15 protein-coding genes are annotated in these 15,453 nt (G+C 50.7%); 3 read left to right on the top strand and 12 right to left on the bottom strand.

Annotated features, from left to right (window positions below; all coding sequences use genetic code 11):
* Positions 1–34: 34 nt before the first annotated feature.
* The 5 genes from BQ7364_RS02445 to BQ7364_RS02425 form a co-directional block, all read right to left on the bottom strand.
* Positions 35–856, bottom strand: a complete 822-nt coding sequence (locus tag BQ7364_RS02445; protein WP_006058014.1) for a PTS system mannose/fructose/sorbose family transporter subunit IID — start codon at positions 854–856, stop codon at positions 35–37.
* Entirely contained in the window at positions 849–1,631 is a 783-nt protein-coding gene (locus BQ7364_RS02440) for a PTS mannose/fructose/sorbose/N-acetylgalactosamine transporter subunit IIC (protein WP_072683230.1), read from the bottom strand. Before BQ7364_RS02440 ends, BQ7364_RS02445 begins: the two co-directional genes overlap by 8 nt.
* Positions 1,632–1,647: 16 nt before the next feature.
* Positions 1,648–2,121, bottom strand: a complete 474-nt coding sequence (locus BQ7364_RS02435) for a PTS sugar transporter subunit IIB (RefSeq protein WP_072683229.1) — start codon at positions 2,119–2,121, stop codon at positions 1,648–1,650.
* Positions 2,115–2,534: a PTS sugar transporter subunit IIA gene (locus BQ7364_RS02430; RefSeq protein ID WP_006058017.1), complete on the bottom strand. Its 420-nt coding sequence runs from the start codon at positions 2,532–2,534 to the stop codon at positions 2,115–2,117. Before BQ7364_RS02430 ends, BQ7364_RS02435 begins: the two co-directional genes overlap by 7 nt.
* Before the next feature lie 127 nt (positions 2,535–2,661).
* Positions 2,662–5,487 carry a sigma 54-interacting transcriptional regulator gene (locus tag BQ7364_RS02425; RefSeq protein WP_072683228.1) on the bottom strand — a complete coding sequence of 942 codons (2,826 nt, stop codon included), beginning with the start codon at positions 5,485–5,487 and terminating at the stop codon, positions 2,662–2,664.
* A 151-nt stretch (positions 5,488–5,638) separates the two neighbouring features.
* Between BQ7364_RS02425 and BQ7364_RS02420 the strand changes: the two genes are divergently transcribed.
* Positions 5,639–6,832 (top strand): RNA polymerase factor sigma-54, encoded by a 1,194-nt coding sequence (locus BQ7364_RS02420; protein ID WP_072683227.1) that lies wholly within the window; start codon positions 5,639–5,641, stop codon positions 6,830–6,832.
* Between the two features lie 28 nt (positions 6,833–6,860).
* On the opposite strand, the gene BQ7364_RS02415 is transcribed toward BQ7364_RS02420, so the two are convergent.
* The 4 genes from BQ7364_RS02415 to BQ7364_RS02400 all read right to left on the bottom strand — a co-directional run bounded on the left by BQ7364_RS02415 (position 6,861) and on the right by BQ7364_RS02400 (position 9,973).
* Entirely contained in the window at positions 6,861–7,565 is a 705-nt protein-coding gene (locus BQ7364_RS02415) for a sugar isomerase domain-containing protein (RefSeq protein ID WP_072683226.1), read from the bottom strand.
* An 82-nt stretch (positions 7,566–7,647) separates the two neighbouring features.
* On the bottom strand, positions 7,648–8,370 hold the full coding sequence (locus tag BQ7364_RS02410; RefSeq protein WP_083538388.1) for an N-acetylmannosamine-6-phosphate 2-epimerase: 723 nt from the start codon (positions 8,368–8,370) through the stop codon (positions 7,648–7,650).
* 6 nt (positions 8,371–8,376) lie between these two features.
* The gene (locus BQ7364_RS02405; protein ID WP_072683225.1) at positions 8,377–9,201 is read right to left on the bottom strand and encodes a PTS system mannose/fructose/sorbose family transporter subunit IID; all 825 of its coding nucleotides are present in this window, start codon (positions 9,199–9,201) and stop codon (positions 8,377–8,379) included.
* Positions 9,194–9,973, bottom strand: a complete 780-nt coding sequence (locus BQ7364_RS02400; protein ID WP_072683224.1) for a PTS mannose/fructose/sorbose/N-acetylgalactosamine transporter subunit IIC — start codon at positions 9,971–9,973, stop codon at positions 9,194–9,196. The genes BQ7364_RS02405 and BQ7364_RS02400 overlap by 8 nt, the downstream gene beginning before the upstream one ends.
* A 234-nt stretch (positions 9,974–10,207) precedes the next feature.
* Here BQ7364_RS02400 and BQ7364_RS02395 point away from each other — a divergent pair, with 234 nt between their 5' ends.
* Positions 10,208–11,041 carry a MurR/RpiR family transcriptional regulator gene (locus tag BQ7364_RS02395; RefSeq protein WP_072683223.1) on the top strand — a complete coding sequence of 278 codons (834 nt, stop codon included), beginning with the start codon at positions 10,208–10,210 and terminating at the stop codon, positions 11,039–11,041.
* Positions 11,042–11,240: 199 nt separating this feature from the next.
* On the opposite strand, the gene BQ7364_RS02390 is transcribed toward BQ7364_RS02395, so the two are convergent.
* The 3 genes from BQ7364_RS02390 to BQ7364_RS02380 all read right to left on the bottom strand — a co-directional run bounded on the left by BQ7364_RS02390 (position 11,241) and on the right by BQ7364_RS02380 (position 14,275).
* On the bottom strand, positions 11,241–12,596 hold the full coding sequence (locus BQ7364_RS02390; protein ID WP_072683222.1) for an MATE family efflux transporter: 1,356 nt from the start codon (positions 12,594–12,596) through the stop codon (positions 11,241–11,243).
* A 437-nt stretch (positions 12,597–13,033) separates the two neighbouring features.
* Entirely contained in the window at positions 13,034–13,318 is a 285-nt protein-coding gene (locus tag BQ7364_RS02385) for a hypothetical protein (protein WP_072683221.1), read from the bottom strand.
* Positions 13,319–13,336: 18 nt separating this feature from the next.
* Positions 13,337–14,275 carry an AEC family transporter gene (locus BQ7364_RS02380; protein WP_072683220.1) on the bottom strand — a complete coding sequence of 313 codons (939 nt, stop codon included), beginning with the start codon at positions 14,273–14,275 and terminating at the stop codon, positions 13,337–13,339.
* Positions 14,276–14,492: 217 nt separating this feature from the next.
* On the opposite strand from BQ7364_RS02380, the gene BQ7364_RS02375 reads away from it, so the two are divergent.
* Positions 14,493–15,302, top strand: a complete 810-nt coding sequence (locus BQ7364_RS02375; protein WP_072683219.1) for a helix-turn-helix domain-containing protein — start codon at positions 14,493–14,495, stop codon at positions 15,300–15,302.
* Positions 15,303–15,453 lie beyond the last annotated feature (151 nt).

Here is a 15,453-nt window from a genome sequence, read left to right as displayed (position 1 = left end):
TCCTTGTTTATTTGTATTTTCGTACTTCCTTCACTTAGACCAGGCCGATAAACCGCCCCAGAATACTGAACGCGATGATGCCGAGAATGATCGTGATCGGCTTGACGTCTTTCTTGAGGAAATAGAAGCAGACGAAGACCAACGCCAGCGGTAAAGCTGAAGGCATGATCGAATCGATTAACGACTGAACGGACATTTCTACCTCATTCATCGTAAAGACATACGCAATGTTCAGACTAACCATCGAGCTGGTCATCGCTCCCACGGTCATCAGGCCGACAATCGTCGCGCACTTCGTCAAAAACTGCATTAAACCGGATTCTGAAACCTGACTTAAGAACTTGGAGCCCAGACCGAAGCCGAGGAACGGGCCATAGTAACGGCAGATATGCGCCGGAATATTGAAGATCACTAACATCAAGATTGGGCCGAGAACATTGCCCTGCAGGGCCAGTGACAAGCCGATGCCGGTTGCGACAATCCGCCAGGATCCCCAGAAGATGGAATCGCCGATGCCGGCGAACGGTCCCATTAACGAAGCCTTGACCGCGTTGATCGACTTCTTGTCCATCGTCGGATCTTCCGACGCCTGCTTTTCCATCGCCGCGGATAACCCGGTGATAAAGCCCGCGACCGTCGGCGTCGTATTGAACAGTTCCCAATGCCGCTTATACCCTTCGATCCGTTCTTCCTGTGTATGATAGTAACGATTGATGACCGGAATCATGACACGGACATACGCTAACGCCTGCATTTTTTCCATTTCCATAATGGAGCACAGCGACAACGTCCGGAATCCGATCTGTTTGCACATCTTGACGTCTTCGTCTGATAAATTCAGTCTTTCTTTAATCATTGAATAATTCCTCCTCCTCTGAAGCTTCCGGGGCTGCTTTATTCATTTTGAAATTGCCCTCAAAGTACAGGATAACGCACAGGATGACGCCGAAGAAGGCGACGGCCAGAATCGGCAGGTTGAGATAAGCGACTAATAAGAAGCCCAGGAAATAGTAAACGCACATTTTCTTGGACCACATCATCTTTAACAACATCGCGAAGCCAACCGCGACCATCATGCCTGCCGCAACGCCCAGGCCGCCGGTGACGAATTCCGGAATGATCGAAATCATTTTCTCGACCACCGTGGATCCCGCCATAATCGCAAATGTAACCAGAAGTGCTTTCGGAATATACAATGTCAGGGCAACGACGTAGAACATCCGTTCCAGACCTTTGTAATCTCCTTTGTTCATCATTTTTTCAATCGTCGGATGCCAGAATGTACGCAATGTCAGCCAGATAGAGCTGGTCATGGACACTAACAGAGCGACTGGAACCGCCAGCGCCAGCGCGACTTCGACATCGGCGTGCATCATGATCGCGAACGCCGTACCGACAGCGGTACCGACTAATGAATCGGGCGGCGTGGACGCGCCGATCTGAACGGCGCCCATGAAGACCAGTTCCAGGGAAGCACCGATCATAACGCCGGTCTTCAAATCCCCCAGAAAGAAGCCAATGACCGAACCGACAACCATCGGCCGGGAGCACATCGGAAATGACAGATATTCTTCAAGGAAACCTAAAACCAGATAGATCACCCCGACGATGACGCTTTGAACAATCAACATAAGTTTTTCCCTCCTCTTATTTCAGTAACTTCTCATAATCGACTTTAGGCTCATTGGGAATCATCCGGAATTCCAGATAATCCACTTTTTCATGCAGTTCCCTGAGATTCACCAGATCCTCCTCCGTTAAGAAGATACCGGAGCTGAATGAACGGCTGTTTTCACGCTTGCGGATTCCGCCGATATTCACACGGTGGATTTCCTCTGTCTGCCGGATTAACCGCACAGCGTCGGCCAGCGTCCTGACGATAACAAAGATCCGGATTTTCTGAGCGTGCGGATGATTCAGCAGCTTCGCTCCGTCGTCAATCGATTTGATCGCCAGCTTCACCCCATCAGGCTTCGCCATTTTGAAGGCCAGTTTGGCCATGTCGTTTTCCGCCGCTTCGTCATTGGCGATCAGAATCGCTTCCGGATGGACCTCGTTGACCCAGGTCAGCGCCACCTGTCCATGAAGCATTCGTTCGTCGATCCGCATCAGAATTACCATAATTCATCCTCCTTCATCTCTCTGATGGATCTGAAATTGAATCCGAGCATGTTTTCCTTCGTCGATTCCACGGCGTGCTTTACCGTTTCCTCAATCCCCGCCTGCGGACTGGCCAGCAGAATTTCCAGGACCATCGACAGGCACATCCCCGTTTGGACGTACACATTGGGACAGAGGCAGAGCTGCATCATCTGATGATGAACGCTGCCGTTGTTGATATCGGTCAGAATGATAAATTCATCGTTAGGCTGTTCTTCCACCCTTTTCCGCACCCGTTCCAGAATCATATCCGGTTCGTCATAATGATCCAGGTCATACACTTCAAGATCAGCCTGACACCCCAGAATCATATTGACCGCGCTTTGCATGCCTTCTGCCAAATGACCATGGGAAGTCAGTATCACCTTCCGCATCCGCTTCACCTCGTTTCTTCACCCTCTTATCAGCAAAAAACGCGCCAAGTTCTGCTTTTGCGCGTTTTTTTATGCAACTTTCTTAAAATTCATTATTTTTTCTTCGTTTTTCCTTGTTTTTCTCCGGTTATTCGGTAAATCCGACGCTTTCCATCAGTTCCGATTTGGATTCTTCGACACATTCAACCTGTTTTTCGACAGATTTCCCCTGCACGATATAATTGTAAAGATAACCGATCTCCGCCGTGGGAATGACGACGTTATACGCCCGGCACACGCGGCCGAACACCTCCCGGATCATCGCGATGAAATCGGCGTGCTCGGCTTCAAATTTCTCCAGGTTGAGATAGTAGACGAAGCGCTTGTCGATGATCAGCCGCTCGATCAGACAGCTGATATGCAGATAAAGACCGATCAGGATGTTGTTGGACAACGTGAATTCCAGCCGTTTTTGTATCTGTTCGAGGATTTCCTCGACATACACGATAATTTTCTCCGGATTGAGAATCGTCAGATAGTCGATCAGATTATCGAGGGAGAAGTTGCGCACCATGTTCTGCGTAAATACCGTCAGCTCCTCGTCGTTCATCAACATTCCCAGCTTTTCTTTAAGCGCCCAGCTGTCGCTTTGATTGATGATATCTTCGATCGAGATAAACGGAATACCCTGCGGTTTCAGATTCAGCGTGCCAAGAATCAGAATAACATTGTACTTATCAAAAATCCCTGACGCCTGACGGTGCTGAAGCGTATCGGCAGCGATCGGAATGACCGTCAGATCCATTTTTTTCGGGAAGCTGTTTTCCACCAGCGCGGCAATCTTGCCCGCGATCCCAATGCCGGAGGAACAAACTGTCAGAATCGCTTTGGGACGGACGCGGTTCTTAATGATCACGTAATTCGGCAGTGAGCGCTGCTTGGCCTGTTCAAGAATATTTTCCAGCGAATCCCCTTCCATGATCATCGCGCCGACGTCCAGGGCCAGCTTGGTCGTGACATTGTTGATGATGCCGATATCCAGATCGGCAGTCTGATCGATATATTTCTGAATGCCTTCCAGGGAGCCCATATCAACCATGACGATGATCTCGTGACAATTCCGGATTTCGCTCAAATACTGTTTAAGCTTGTTGGTGATCGTTTCAAAATGACTTTCAACCGGCATGTCGATCGCCGTGAAGATATTCTGGTGCAGCAGCTGATTCGCCAGCTCCGCGATCCCGCTGGCAATCGAATACCCATGCGCCATGATGACGACCGGAATCGGCGCCGGCTGGTATCCCCGGTTAAAGTAGAGAAAAAACAACGTTGTCGTGATTTCCTCAAATGCGCCCAACGGCAGATTCAGACCGGTTTGCAGCAACGGCAGGATTTCGTTGGCAATCGAAACCAGCTTGGGATTGACCGTTTTTAACGTTTCCTGGAAATCGCTGATGCTGCGGCCGCGGCGGCGCAGCTCCACGGCGCTGATCGGCTCATTCTGAAGCAGATCGGTGAAGTAGCGGGCCAGGATCTTAATTTCATTGTTGGACAGCTCGGACATTCCGTATTTCTTGTTCAGCAGCCGGTTGATATTCGCCAACAGGCTCTGGACGATCTCCTCCTGCGGCGAGCTGAAATTCTCATTGTTGAAAAACAGGAAATCGACGTATTGTTCCAGCTGCAGCGTCGTCGTGGCCAGAAACGTGTCGAGCGACAGCTCATGCTTCTGGAAACGCTCATAATTCTGCATCGCGGCCTGATAAAACAACAGGTACCGGCTTTCCCCGCTGCCCCGCGGCAGCAGCTCGCCGAGTGGAAGCAGCCGGCTCACACTGCCTTGATCCATTAACGGATTCCGTAATGGATTGCGAACCAGTCCGGAAGGCAGATCACTGATGTGCAGGTCGAGCGTCGGACTGGCGTTTTTGATCGCCTTCATGTACGCACCGGCCATGCCGACCTGAATATCGTTTTTCAGCTCGCCGATGTTGTGGCGGAATTCATGCTGCTCCAACAGGCGATAGGCTGATTCGCTGATCCGCACCGGCATTTTAAACTTGGTCTGTTCGGTTTCAAGAATATGGCGGATCAGTTCGCGCTTTTCCGTCAGCGGCCGTTCTTTCAGTGAAGGAATCTGGATCACGATCGGAATTCGGCGGAACAGCGTTTTCAACAACGCCTGATCCGGGTTTTCCGTCGTCGCAAACACGAAGCGCACCGTGCTGGCAAGCCATTTCTGATTATCGCCGACCCGGTGATAGACGCCCTTATCCATAAACAAAAACAACTTTTCCTGGCATTCCGGCGTCAGGCTGTGGATTTCATCCAAAAATAACATGCCTTTGTCCGCCAGTGCCAGAAGTCCCTCGCTGTCCTTTTCCGCCCCGGTGTACGCACCTTTAACATAGCCGAACAAGCTGGTCAGAAAGAAATCCGGATTGTCCGAATATTCCGCGCAGTTGACCGTGATCAGCCTTCCTTCGCTGCCGATCAGCCCGCGCTGTACGCAATAGTCATACAGCTTCGCGGCCAGTAGGCTCTTACCGCTGCCGGTCGGCCCATGAAGCAAAACTGCCAGTCCGCTGCCAGGATAATTCATCGCCGCCTTGCATTGCTCGATTGCGTAGTGCAGGCTGCCGTTGCCGCCGATCAGATCGGAGAATACCGAGCGTTTCTCCTGCAGCTGATCCGCCTGATTCCATAAATCTTCGGCGTTGTCATAGACGCTGGCAAAACCGTCGTTCTCCAATGCACTGCGCGCTAAAAAACAGGTGGGGTGCGCCCCGATTTTAATCAGCTTCCCCTCATAAAACAATTCGTTAAGGTATTGGGACGCAAGATTGCGGGAGATGTCCAGCTTCTCCGCTAAGCTTCGGGCACAGAACAGTTCAAGATCGAGTCCGCGGACAGACCGGCCCGTCATCTGCGCTTCGATCCTTTCATAGAGCTGACGCTTTGTTTTATTTTCCATGACTCTGCTCCTCTTCCAGTCCATTGTAAATTCAATCAATAATTTTTACAATTCCTTTATTTTCAAGGGTTTGTCAATTTTTCGCATTGTTAATGAAAGCGGTTGCCAGAATTTGCAGATTAGACTACACTGAAAGCAGGAGAAGCATCGTATGAAAAACAAGCAAAGTCTGCGCCTGCATCAGGCCCAGCGGCAACGTCAGGCCTTCTCGCCTGCCCGCGGTCGTTTTATCGAAATCCTAACAAAAAACCGACAGGAGCTGGCCGCCGAGCTGCGCTCGCTGATCGCCGTCAATCCGTTTCTGCACACCGTCGCGGATGAAGTGCTGTTTGCTCAGGCCCAGCCGGAGTCTGATCTGCGCGCGGACCTGCTGACTCAGCTGCATACCGGCCGCTGGCGCTGCCGCATCGACGCCGCGGAGTACATCATCGAAGCGCTGGATGATCATGGTTTCTACGATCCCGCCCAGCCGGCGCCCGGTTTTCCGATGGAGGACATCGCGGCGGCACTGGAAGTAATTCAACAGCTGGAACCGTTCGGTGTCGGCTGCCGCGACAGTCTTGATTTTATCCGCTGCCAGTTAAAATCCCGGAATGAAACGACAGCTTTACGCGTGTTGAACGAAGGAGCAGCAGAGCTGAGCACACACCGCACAAACGCGCTCTGCCGAAAATTGAATATCACGGAAACGGAACTGAACCGCCAGCTTGAAATCATCCGCACCTGCCAACTTTATCCCTGCCAGCTGGGTCAGACTGAAAATTCCTGCGTGCAGGCCGACGTCCTGCTTACTCTTGCCGACGATGAATTCACGATCACCCCGCTGACGCCGCAGGTCAGCCTCGACATTCCCGCCGGACCGCTCAGTCCCCCGCTTAAGCAATACTTAAAAGAAGCCCGGCTGACATTGGATCAGATCGACCAGCGCAATCTCACGATGCAGCTGGTCTTTCAAAGTCTTGTCCGCCGCCAGCGAAATCATTTAATGAGCGAGGCGCCGCTGGCGGTCTGCCGGCTGAAAGAGGTAGCGGAAGAAACCGGACTCCATGTGTCTACCGTGTCCCGCGCCTGCGCTCATAAATACTACGAATATCACGGATTGATCCGGCCTTTTTCCGATCTGTTGTGCAAGCCGCTGCACAACGTCAGCCGCAGTGAAATCGCAGCGCAGCTGAAACGATGGATTGAAGAAGAAAACCCGGATTCACCGCTGGATGACGAACAGCTGGCGCAGCGTTTTCAAAATGAAGGTCTGATCCTTTCCCGCAGGCGGATCGCCGATGTCCGCAAACGGCTCAACATTCCCAATTCCTATCGCCGCAAAGCTTTAAAAAAAGCACCCTGAAATTCAGAATGCTTTCTCTTATTCTTGCTTAAATCCGGTACAACCGGTCGATGTACTCCGCTTCCAGCGCTTCGTTGAATTCGCGGCCGCCGTCGATATTCTGCGATTTGTAGATCGGCGGGGTGATCCCCTTTTCGATCAGGATTTCCGCAGCGCGATAGGTTACCGCCTGCACCAGAACCGAGGTAGTGATCATCGACATGCCGCAGATCTTGCCGTCAAAGCCTTCCAGATCAATGCAGGAATCCCCTTCCGGCGTGCAGTTGTCCAGCACGACGTCGGAAATTTCATACAGGTTTTTCCCGCAGGAATGCTTTGGAGTCAGATGAGAAGAAGCCTCCAGCGCGGTGATCGCGATCAGCTTCGCCCCCTTTTTCTTGCAGCCCAGCGCGATATCCATGCACAGCGGGTTGCGGCCTGAATTCGAGATGATAAACACGACGTCGCCCGGCCGCACGTCGACTTTTTTCATAAAGATTTCACCGGCTCTTTCCACCGTCTCATACGCATTGTTGGATGGCTCCACAATTTTCTTGGTCGGAATGAATCCACCGGCGCGATGCGCGACTTCCATTGCACCGGCCATTGAATGGCCGCCGCCCCAGGCCTGAATAATACCGCCGTCCATGATGCACTTTGCAACCATCTGCGCGGCAGCTTCGATGTTTTCCTGCTGCGTTTCTTCGACTTGGTCAACCAGATGACGAACCGTTGGGAATACTTTGTTGGTCATTTTCAATTCCTCCACTTTCTGCTCTCATTGTAAACTTTTTATTCATATTTTGCAATATTTTATGAATAATTTATTCCAGTTTTTATCCTGCCCCTTTTTCCTGCGTTTTGAAACGGTCGATCGCCTGAGTAAACGTTCGCGTGATGCAATGGGGACGGGTAATCGCGCTGCCGACGGTGACCGTCCACGCGCCGAGTTTTAAAGCCCGGACAACCTGTTCCGGCTGATAAAAACGGCCTTCGGCATTGATGGGCAGCGGCGTCGTTTCGATCAGTTCTTCTATCAGTCGGTAATCCGGCTCCTCCAGATGGCGTGAATAAGGCGTATATCCGGCGATGGTCGTTGATAAAATATCCGCGCCGCCCGCCGCGGCAATTCGGCCTTCCTCCGCAGTGCTGATTTCCGCCATGATCAGCACATTCAGCCCGGCTTTATATTCCTCCAATAACGCCTGGATCGCTTCCGGCGTGCGCCCCTGGCGCAGCGTGCAGTCGACGGCCACAATATCCGCGCCGGCTTCCATGACAGCCCGGGCTGATGCCAGCGTCGGCGTAATGATCACATCGTGCAGCTTATCATAGACCTTGGGCATGATTTTGTTGATCCCGAAAATCGGCAGATCCACTTCCTTTTTGATCGCACGAATGTTTTCCGGCCAGCTTGCCCGGATGGCAGCCGCGCCGCCCAGCTTGGCGGAAACCGCCATTTTCACCATCATTTCTGCGCCGTAAAAGGGTTCGTAATCAAACGCCTGGCAGGAAACGACCAATCCGCCGCGCAGTTGTTCAATCAGTTCCTTTCGCATAATCACTCACGCCAGGATACCGAAGAACCGGCCAATCAGGGCCATCGCAAAGATCAGAACGAAGACCCTTCCCATTTTCCAATGCTTTTTCTCCATCAATGCCCAGGCCCCCAATGTCAAGAGCAGCGGAAGCAGCCCCGGCAGAATTCCATCCAGCACGCTCTGAATACTCATCGTCATCTCGCCGGAGACATACGTCCAGCCGATTTTCACGCTGACATATTGCGCGCTGATGCAGCCGACGATGATCAGTCCGACAATGTTGGCAAAGCGGACCGCGACGTCCTTCATTCCGCTTTCAAACAGCGTGTGGATGGCGGTGATGCCCGATCGGTAGCCAAACCGGAAGGTCAGCCAGGTAAACGGAAGCATGATCCCCAGCCAGGCGACGATATAAAACAACGGTCCCGCCAGGCTGCCCTGCTCTCCCACCAAGCCCAAACCGATACTCAGCAAAATGGGAATCAAAGTCCCGATAAACAAGGAATCGCCGACGCCCGCAAAGGGTCCCATCAAGGCTGTCTTCGTGGATGAAATCAATTCATCCGGCACATTTTCCCCACCGGCCCGCTGTTCCTCCATCCCCAGCGCGATACCGTTGATCATCACGCCGACCATCGGCTGACTGTTGTAGAACTGCGTATGCCGCAGCATCAGGGCCTTCTGTTCTTCAGGATCGTCATACAGCTTGTCCGCGACCTTGCCCATCATCCCGGCAAACGCCGGTGCTTCCATGCGTTCCATATTCTGTGCGGCCAGCGCGAACATCATCCAGTATGCGTAGGCATGAAATAAATCACGCTTTGTTAGTTTTTTCAAAGGGTTACTCATCGACTTCCACCTCCAGTTCGTTCGTTTTCTTCGCCGTGTAACGGATATCCAGATAAGCCAGGAAACAAGCGATCATCGTCGCGGCCACAATCGGCATTTTCAGCACGGCAATCATGATAAAGCCGACGAAGAAATAAGCCAGTTCCACATTCTTGTTCAGCACAAACCGCAGCAGCATCGCAAAGCCGACCGCCGGCAGCATCTTGCCGAAGATCACAAACGTATCGCCCAGCCACGCCGGAATTGCTTCAACCACGGAAATAATGAAATCCTGCCCGAAATAACAGGCCAGAAAAATCGGAACAAAACGGGCGATAAACTGAGATATCGAGGCATAAACCGGGGCATTCGCCGCTTTTTTAATCTTTCCCTGTTCAATCCATTGTTCCTGTTTGCGCACCCAGCAGACGTTGACCGAAGCCACGACATAGACTAAGGAAACACCAAGAAAGCTTAGCGGCACCGACAGGCTCAATGCATATTCCGTCGATGCGCCCGCCGCCATCGCCAGCGGGATTCCCATATATGCCGCAAAATTCAGATCCGCCGGCATCGACAATCCGGGTGTGACCAAACCGATATACAACGTCTGAACAGCCGCACCCATCAGGATTCCTGTCCGTACGTCCCCTAAAATAATGCCGATGATCAAGCCGGAAACCAGCGGACGCCCCATTGTATACCAGCCGCCCAGCTGGCCGAAACACCAGGGTGAATAATTGGAAGAAAGATAGCCGAATAAGGCGATCAGCAGAGCTTGAAATAAGGTCATAAAACGCTCCTCCTTGCGATCTTTCGCATCAATTCTTATTCCATCACCTTGCGCAAGAAACAGGAATGAATCTAACCAGATCATAGAAGAAAACGTTGTTTTTTGTCAACAAAATTAAGTCATTAATTTTAAAATAAATTATTTTGTTATGACTTGCCAAGTCATTTGCGAAATTTTGAATTGTTATTTTTTTCCAGGTTATGTATAATAGATTTATACAACCGAGGTGATTTCATGTATCAGGAAAAATTAAAACAAGTTCGGAATGAATTAACGCAGACCGAAAAAATCATTGCGGATTTCTTTCAGAATCATTCGCTGGAAGCCCGCAGTTTTACGTCGTATCAGCTTGCGGACAGGCTGAATATCGGCCAGTCCACGATCATCCGGTTTTCTAAAAAATTAGGCTACCGCAGTTTTCGGGAATTGTTGGAAGACCTGTCGACTTCACTCACGGAAGAAAAAGTGAAAGAGGAAATTGTCGTCAACGAGGGAACTTCGTCGACCAATCAGAAGATCATCCAGCAGTATCAGAAAATGGCGCAGCTGACTCTTGAATTCAACCCGCCGCAAGTCATTGATCAGACGGTTTCCGCATTAAGAAAAGCGCGAAAAATCATTGTTTTCGGGTTTGGCAACTCGAATTTATTCGCCGAGTACATTTCCAATCAGTGGCTGAAAATGGGTCTGGATTCTTTTTGCAGCGCCAATTCGCATATCATTTTTTCGATGCTGAGTCAATTTGGGCCGCAGGATGTTTTGTTTTTGATCTCGGAATCAGGAGAAACGCCGGAGATTTTAAAAGCTGCGCGGATTGCCGGCCATCAGAACGTGACAGTGATTTCAATGACGCGAATCCAGAAGAACCGGCTTCATGGTTACTCGGATATCGTGTTGAAAACGGTGAATTATGAAACGAATACCCGCCTTAACGCAATGACGCTGCGGTGTTCCCAACTTTGTCTTTTAGATATGATCTACTTAAATTTGTATAAGACGGATTTCGAGCATTATGAAAAAATCATCACTCAATCCGAAAAATTATTGGATTATAAATATAACGGCTGAACGTGCTAACCCGGCTCTTCTCGATCAGAGAGAAAGTCCCGGACTTCCCGTCTGCCATCCATAAAGAAATGAATAACAAAAAAATGAAGCTTGCGGCTTGCGGAAAGCTTCATTTTTTTAACAGTTGAACGTAAGATCTATCCGCAGTCTGACTTATGTTTGCAGCGCAGTCAGACTTTATACTTTAATTCTTTCAGTTTTATCTGACTTCCGCTTGTTTCAAACTCATTTTTTCTTTCCGCCCCAGCCAGAGAAAATAAAGGACGCACAGGATGATCTGAACAAAGGTGGAACACGGCGTGGCCAGACCGATCTTGAACAAGGTGACCGGAACCAGTTTACTTGCCAGATAGGAAACGGGAATTCGCACGCAGAACGCGCCGATCAATCCCTGAAACATGACGAAGGTCGTCTTGCCGCAGCCGTTGAAATAACCGACGAAGCAGAACATAAACGACACCAGCAGCGTGTCGATCGCATAGGCTTTTAAATAATCCGCAGCCGCCAGAATAACCTGCGGATCACGGGCAAATAATCCGGAAAGCAGATTGCCGTGGAAAAACGCAAAATAACTCATGAAGACACCGAATAACAATGAAGTAGCGATTCCGTAAACCATTCCCCGTTTTGCCCGCTGCGGCTGGTTCGCGCCGATGTTCTGCGCGACATAAGCGGAAATGGATTGCGCATAAGCCGAAGGCACCAACAGGATAAATGTGCAGACCTTCTCCGCGACGCCGACCCCGGCCGAAGCAATGACGCCCAGCTGATTCACAATCGCCGTGATCGCCAAAAAAGAAATGCTGACTAACAGATCCTGCAGCGCGACCGGTGCGCCCAGCTTGACGATTTCTTTAACAGTTTCTCCATGAAACCGGATCCGCCGCCATGAAAACGGAAACGGCAGACCCTGACGTGCAACCACAGCGAGCGACAAAACCACACTGGCCGCCTGTGCCATCACCGTTGCCAGCGCCGCACCGGCCGCTCCCATTTTAAAGCCCGCGACGAACAACAGATCGAGCACGATATTCGCAGCACAGGCAATCGCCACCGCTAACAACGGCGTGCGTGCATCGCCCAAACCGCGGAAGATACTGCCCAGCGTATTGTAGGCGGCAATAAACAGAATTCCTCCGGAACAGATCAGAACATATTGATTCGTAAACGCGACCGCTTCAGCCGGCGCCTGCATTAACGTAACCAATACCGGCGTCGCGGCCAACATGACAGCGGTCAGGATGATCGCCAGACAGCCGAACAGAAAGACGCCGCTTTCCACTGTCTGCCCTACTTTTTCCGGTTCACCCCGGCCGAACTGCTGACCGATCAGCACGGTGATGCCCATTGCCAGTCCGGTGATGATCACCATCATCGAGTGCATGACCTGACTGCCTGTCGCGACGGCCGAGACCGCCTCCGGCGAAGCGAACTGGCCGACGACTAACAAGTCGACCGCGCCATAGAGCGCCTGCAGGATCAGCGCGATCATGATCGGTACGGTAAATTTCATCAACGGCGCTAAAATTTTGCCGCTCGTAAATTCTGCTCTCATCCTAAAACCTCCCATCAATCAAAAAAGGATAAGACACTGACGTTTCAGTCAGCCATCTTATCCAGCAAACCACATTTGTGATTTCCCCTCCGATGAACAGTGTCATTATAGTCGAACTCCGCGCTTTATGTCAACGTTTCCTGAATAAGAATGTGAAAAAGGATTCCGAAACACGGATGATTTTTTCTTTTCCACCTTTTTTGTCAATAAACTGATCGGTAAGGGGATAAAACGACAAAAACAAGCTTAACGGCAGTGGAGGACGCGGAGAATCGGGTTTTCCCCCGCTGTCACAGGGGCATATCTGACATCCGATGCGAAGACAGCCTGCTCCATAAAATTTGGAGCATAGACTGAACCACTCTGAACCCGCTTCTTTTCCAAACTCAGTCAAGATAAAAAGGCAGGGAGTACAAAGCTTTCTGATATGAACCCTCTTAAGCAGACAAGGTAAATAACCAAATCACTCTGGGAGGTATCATTTCTTTCCATAACACTTTATACCGCCTGCTTCTTTGTATAAAAATGCCAAGCCAGCCCCAGACACTGAATAAGAGTCTTAAAGCTGCGGACAATATTTTTAATTTGCTTTCCTGAGAGTTAAAGGGGAGTCCCCACAATCTTAGCTTCCAAGCGGCAGCCGGGACTGTGGCAAGCACCCGCTGATGCTCAAGCTGAAGATCCGGACAAAACCGGGGATCGGTCTGAAAACAAATACGCATAATGGTTCCCTCCCCGCGTTAAATCCAGCCGCACTGACTGAAACAGAAAATCCACAGAAAGATCGTCGGGATGCAGAACACGGTACTTAACAATAAGCCCTGACTCGCCAGTTCGCTGTCGCTGCCCATTCCTTCGGCCATCGAATAGGAAGACACCGCATTGGGCGAGGCAAAAATCGCCAGCAGACTGACTAACGCCACTCCGCGAATCCCCAGCAGCACCGCGCAGCCCAGCGCCGCCAGCGGCGTCCAGATCAGCCGGGCGGAAACCGAGGCGATCAGTTCTTTCTGATTGTCAGCGACGTGTTCCGGCTGGAAGCCCGCTCCCAGAATAATCAACGCCAGCGGCGTGGATACCTTGCCCATATCACCGATCACCGACGCGATCGGCTTCCACAGATGAACCCCGGAAAACAAGCAAAGTAACCCCAGCGCTGACGCGATGATCAGCGGATTGGTCACAATCCCTCCAACCAGTCTGGATAAGCGCGCTTTCCCCCCACGGAAGGATTCCAATACAATCACTGACAGAATATTAAATAAAGGGACAATCACTGCGATCAACATCGACATGACGCCTAACTGCGAATCCCCATAGATCAGCTGCACGATCGGCATGCCGAACAACACGGCATTACTCCGGTACGTATTCATGATCATGACGCCCTGTTTGCGCGGATCGGCTGTAATCCGCGGCATGACCAGCCAGCCCGCACCGCAGGCGATCAAGACGCAGACCGCCGCATACATCAATAACTGCGGCTGCAGCACCGTTTTCAAATCTGTCGATAAGATATTATTAAACAAGGTACAGGGCAGAAATAATTTAAAAACCAGCTGATTCATTTGTTTTAACGTCCGTTCATCGCACAATTTCAACCGCCGCACACCCTGCCCCACCAAGATCAGAAATAACAACGGCAGCACGACGTTGAGGGACAAAATTAAACTCTCCATGGAAAAACCCCCGCTCTCTACCCCCTCATTGTAAAACAACCGAACCTTTTGTCCAGACAGAAATTTTCAAAGGGAGAAAATATGGCAAATTTGCCGCTGTTTTCCTTGCTTTTAAGCCCGCAACTTAAAGTTGCCCGCAAACGCAAACACAACTTGGTAGATTTCCTGTTCATTTTCGAATACAATGAAGGCAACAATGTAAGGTTGGTGAGCACGCATGAATTTTGCGCAAAAACTTCAAAAAAGAAGAAAAGAAGTTGGTTTTTCTCAGGAACAGCTGGCTTTTGAACTCAACGTTTCCCGTCAGGCGGTGTCCAAATGGGAAAGCGGACAAGGCTATCCGGAAGTCGAGAAGCTGATCCAGCTCAGCGACCTGCTGGGGATTTCTCTGGATGAACTGATGAAGGAAACCCGGCAACAGCCGGCGTCTTTTAAACCGCTGGAAGAAGAAGAACAGGCTTGGATGGAAGAAACCCGTTCCACGGTCACGCTGCCGGACGATATCCATGAAGAGGATTCCCTGATCGGACGCTTCGCCTACACCACAGACCGCGACACGGTAGAACGCTATCTGGATCTCAACCAGCGCTTTTCCCGCTGGATCAGCGTCGGCGTCGGTTTTATCCTGTGCGGAGTCATGCCGGTAATCGCGATTGACAATGATCTGGGCGTGGCGATCATGATGTTCTTTATCGCGATCGGCGTCGGGTTGCTGGTCAAAAACGGAATGGATTATCAGGAGATTGAAAAGATCGAAAAGCAGAACTTCCATTTAAGCGGGGAGCTGATCTGCGATCTTCAGGCGGATTACGAGCGGTATCAGAAAACGTTCACGCGAAAAATTGTGGTAGGCGTTTCGTTGATCATCTTCGGCGTCAGTCTGATGCTCATGCTGAACGGCCTGTATGGCGAATATGACGTCAACTGCGTCGTTTTGTTTCCCTTCATCGCAATCAGCGTCGGCAATTTCATCGACGCCGGCATGACCTCCGGAGCTTATCGCAAACTGTTAAATATCAAAGATTAATTCTCATTCTTCAACAGGAAGCGCGGCTTCCTTTTTTATTTTCAAGCCCTGCCTGACTAAAAGAACGCTGATAAAAAAAGCGGTCGTTTGAGAAAACCGCTCTTTTTCATTCTTTGACTATTCGGATATCCGGCCGGGATCCTGATATTCC

The organism is Holdemania sp. Marseille-P2844 (assembly GCF_900120005.1).
GTDB lineage: Bacteria > Bacillota_I > Bacilli_A > Erysipelotrichales > Erysipelotrichaceae > Holdemania.
This window is presented reverse-complemented; position numbering and strand designations above follow the sequence as displayed.

Excerpts from the sequence above, each read along its gene's own strand:
- BQ7364_RS02445 (WP_006058014.1), bottom strand. The coding sequence starts at position 856 with ATGATTAAAGAAAGACTGAATTTATCAGACGAAGACGTCAAGATGTGC.
- BQ7364_RS02440 (WP_072683230.1), bottom strand. The coding sequence starts at position 1,631 with ATGTTGATTGTTCAAAGCGTCATCGTCGGGGTGATCTATCTGGTTTTA.
- BQ7364_RS02435 (WP_072683229.1), bottom strand. The coding sequence starts at position 2,121 with ATGGTAATTCTGATGCGGATCGACGAACGAATGCTTCATGGACAGGTG.
- BQ7364_RS02430 (WP_006058017.1), bottom strand. The coding sequence starts at position 2,534 with ATGCGGAAGGTGATACTGACTTCCCATGGTCATTTGGCAGAAGGCATG.
- BQ7364_RS02425 (WP_072683228.1), bottom strand. The coding sequence starts at position 5,487 with ATGGAAAATAAAACAAAGCGTCAGCTCTATGAAAGGATCGAAGCGCAG.
- BQ7364_RS02420 (WP_072683227.1), top strand. The coding sequence starts at position 5,639 with ATGAAAAACAAGCAAAGTCTGCGCCTGCATCAGGCCCAGCGGCAACGT.
- BQ7364_RS02415 (WP_072683226.1), bottom strand. The coding sequence starts at position 7,565 with ATGACCAACAAAGTATTCCCAACGGTTCGTCATCTGGTTGACCAAGTC.
- BQ7364_RS02410 (WP_083538388.1), bottom strand. The coding sequence starts at position 8,370 with ATGCGAAAGGAACTGATTGAACAACTGCGCGGCGGATTGGTCGTTTCC.
- BQ7364_RS02405 (WP_072683225.1), bottom strand. The coding sequence starts at position 9,201 with ATGAGTAACCCTTTGAAAAAACTAACAAAGCGTGATTTATTTCATGCC.
- BQ7364_RS02400 (WP_072683224.1), bottom strand. The coding sequence starts at position 9,973 with ATGACCTTATTTCAAGCTCTGCTGATCGCCTTATTCGGCTATCTTTCT.
- BQ7364_RS02395 (WP_072683223.1), top strand. The coding sequence starts at position 10,208 with ATGTATCAGGAAAAATTAAAACAAGTTCGGAATGAATTAACGCAGACC.
- BQ7364_RS02390 (WP_072683222.1), bottom strand. The coding sequence starts at position 12,596 with ATGAGAGCAGAATTTACGAGCGGCAAAATTTTAGCGCCGTTGATGAAA.
- BQ7364_RS02385 (WP_072683221.1), bottom strand. The coding sequence starts at position 13,318 with ATGCGTATTTGTTTTCAGACCGATCCCCGGTTTTGTCCGGATCTTCAG.
- BQ7364_RS02380 (WP_072683220.1), bottom strand. The coding sequence starts at position 14,275 with ATGGAGAGTTTAATTTTGTCCCTCAACGTCGTGCTGCCGTTGTTATTT.
- BQ7364_RS02375 (WP_072683219.1), top strand. The coding sequence starts at position 14,493 with ATGAATTTTGCGCAAAAACTTCAAAAAAGAAGAAAAGAAGTTGGTTTT.